Source organism: Stenotrophomonas sp. HMWF003 (genome assembly GCF_003061285.1).
Lineage (GTDB): Bacteria > Pseudomonadota > Gammaproteobacteria > Xanthomonadales > Xanthomonadaceae > Stenotrophomonas > Stenotrophomonas maltophilia_AP.
Map to the genome: position 1 here is coordinate 1 of NZ_QAIW01000382.1, position 525 is coordinate 525.

A 525-nucleotide genomic window follows, 5' to 3' on the forward strand; every position below is an offset into this window, starting at 1 on the left:
CCGCCTCTCCCAGCTGCTGCGGGCGCGCGGCAGCCACGCACAGGCAGACCCAGGCCAGCCACAACACCAGCCGCCCCAGCCCGAACGAACGCCCCCCCGCCGTGACGCCCAGGGCCTGCAACTGCGCCGCCGCATACGGCACGCGCAGCGCGGCAGCGGCGGCGCTGCGCTGTGGCCACCAGTGCATCAGCACCGGCAACGGCAGCGCGGCCAGCATCCACGGCCAGGCCAGTGTGTCCAGCCATGCCAGCCAGCTGGGCAACCAGGCAGCCCAGTGTTCGGGTATCTGCATCGCGATCATCGGCGACGCCCCGACATCAGCCCGAGGAAGCGCCGGCGCGCCAGCACCCGTAGCCGGGTGGCAGCCTCGGCGTCCACCCGGGGGCGGTAAGCACCGTCCAGCAGCAGGCGGCCATCGCCATCGGAGAACGCGCGGCTGCCGGGTTCATCGAGGAATTCCAGCCATGCCTGGCCCTGCAGCAGTTCGGCATCCGTTTGATGCGCGCGCGCTGCACGGCGCAGCAA

The 525-nt window shown here is 72.4% G+C and carries 1 protein-coding gene and 1 pseudogene; both read right to left on the reverse strand.

Going from position 1 to position 525, the window contains the following annotated elements; genetic code table 11:
• Positions 1-292: pseudogene (locus DBR34_RS16340) on the reverse strand (VWA domain-containing protein); the annotation flags it as partial.
• Positions 293-297: 5 nt separating this feature from the next.
• Positions 298-525, reverse strand: a 228-nt coding sequence (locus DBR34_RS23490) for a DUF4381 domain-containing protein (protein WP_258224017.1), incomplete at its 5' end; no start/stop codon positions are given.